This is a genomic window from Thiomonas sp. TH-17 (assembly GCF_057473305.1).
The window spans coordinates 1-2,108 of sequence record NZ_JBYCKI010000308.1; the positions used below are offsets into that span (position 1 = coordinate 1).

1 protein-coding gene is annotated in these 2,108 nt (G+C 69.9%); it reads left to right on the top strand.

All coding sequences use genetic code 11. The features are described from left to right. On the top strand, positions 1-2,108 hold a 2,108-nt coding region (locus AC2VLV_RS16915), incomplete at both ends, for a type I polyketide synthase (RefSeq protein WP_486991074.1).

The window sequence follows — 2,108 nt, forward strand, 5'->3', positions numbered from 1 at the left end:
CGAAGGCCGCGAGGGCATCCGCTTTTTCCGCCCCGACGAACTCGACCCCGCCATTCCCGCCGCGATGCGCGCCGATCCGGCCTACGTCGCCGCGCGCGGCGTGCTGCAGGGCGTGGCCGATTTCGATGCCGCCTTCTTCGGCATCAGCCCGCTCGAAGCCGAGCTGATGGACCCGCAGCAGCGCGTGTTCCTCGAGCTGTGCTGGGAATGCATGGAACGCGCGGGCCATGTGCCGGGCCAGACCGCCACGCCCGTGGGCGTGTTTGCCGGCATGTACAACGCCACCTATTTTCAGCGGCATGTCAGCGCCCACCCCGACAAGGTGCAACGCCTGGGCGAGTTCCAGGTCATGCTCGCCAACGAGAAGGACTACATCGCCACCCGCACCGCCAACCGGCTCGACCTCACCGGCCCGGCGGTCAGCGTGCATACCGGCTGCTCCACCTCGCTGGTGGCCATCGGCCAGGCGGTGGACAGCCTGCACAGCGGGCAGTGCGGCATGGCGCTTGCCGGCGGCAGCTCAATCACCTGCCCGCCAAACAGCGGCTATCTCTACCAAGAGGGCTCGATGCTCTCGCCCGATGGCCACACCCGCACCTTCGACGCGCAGGCGCAGGGCACCGTGTTTTCCGACGGCGCTGCCGTGGTGCTGCTCAAACCCCTGAGCGCAGCCCTGGCCGATGGCGACACCATCCACGCCCTGATCCGCAGCGTCGCCATCAACAATGACGGCGGCGGCAAGGCCAGCTTCACCGCGCCCAGCGTGGATGGGCAGGCTGCAGTGGCCGCTTCCGCGCTGGCCGCTGCCAACGTGCGGCCCGAAGACATCAGCTACATCGAGACGCACGGCACGGCCACCCCGCTGGGCGACCCGGTGGAGGTGCAGGCCCTCACCCGGGCCTTCCGCCAGTCCACCAAGCGCACGCAGTTCTGTCGTATCGGCTCCGGAAAAAGCAATGTCGGCCATACCGTCATCGCCGCCGGCGCCACCGGGGTCATCAAGACCGCGCTGTCGCTGCAGCACGAGCGCATCCCGGCCACCCTGCATTTCCACACGCCCAACCCCAAACTGGGGCTGGAAGACTCGCCCTTCATCGTCAACGACCGCCTCACGCCGTGGCCACGCGGCGCGCAGCCGCGTCTGGCCGGAGTCAACAGTTCGGGTGTCGGCGGCACCAACGCCCACGCCATTCTGGAAGAAGCGCCCCTGCGCGCGCCCAGCAGCCCCGCACAAGGGCCGTTCATCCTGCGCCTGTCCGCTCGCAGCGAAGGCGCCCTCGCCGCCTCCGCCGAGCAACTCGCCAACCATGTCGCCACTCTGCCCGCCACCCCGCTGGGCGATTGCGCCTACACCCTGCGTGTGGGCCGCAAGACTTTTGCCCACCGTCTGATCGTGGTGGCCGACGATGCGACCGACGCCGCACGCGCCCTGCGTGATGCGCAAGGAAACGCAGGGCCGCCCCAAGTTTCCTTGTCCCCCTCGGGGGGCAGGCTGGACGCAGTCCAGCCCCGGGGGCGCTCCCAGTCCCCACTGCGCGCGCAGCGCAAAGCGCCCGCCGCGCCGCCGCCTCTGGCCCTGCTGTTTCCCGGTCAGGGCGCGCAATACGCGGCGATGGGCAGTGGCCTTTACGACGCACTGCCCGAGTTTCACGACGCGCTCGACGCCGCCCTTGCCGCGTTTGCGCCGCACACCAAGTTCGACCTCAAGGCGCTGCTGTTCGGCGGCGATGCGGCCGCGCTGCAGCCCACCGCCGTCACCCAGCCCGCCACCTTCTGCATCGAATACGCCCTGGCGCAATGGTGGTTGCAGCGCGGAGTGGAGCCCAGCGTACTCATCGGCCACTCCGTGGGCGAGTTCGTCGCCGCCGTGCTGGCGGGGGTGTTCTCGCTCGAAGACGCGGCCGCCCTGGTGGCCTTGCGCGGTCAGCTCATGCAGGCCCAGCCGCCAGGCGCCATGCTGTCGGTTCGGCTCTCGGCCAGCGCGCTGCAGCCCTATCTCACGGACGATCTTGACCTCGCCGGCGAAAACGGTCCGCAGGCCAGCGTGGTGGCCGGTTCGTTCGAGGCCATCGGCCGCTTGCAGGCCCGGCTCGACGCCGACGGCCTCG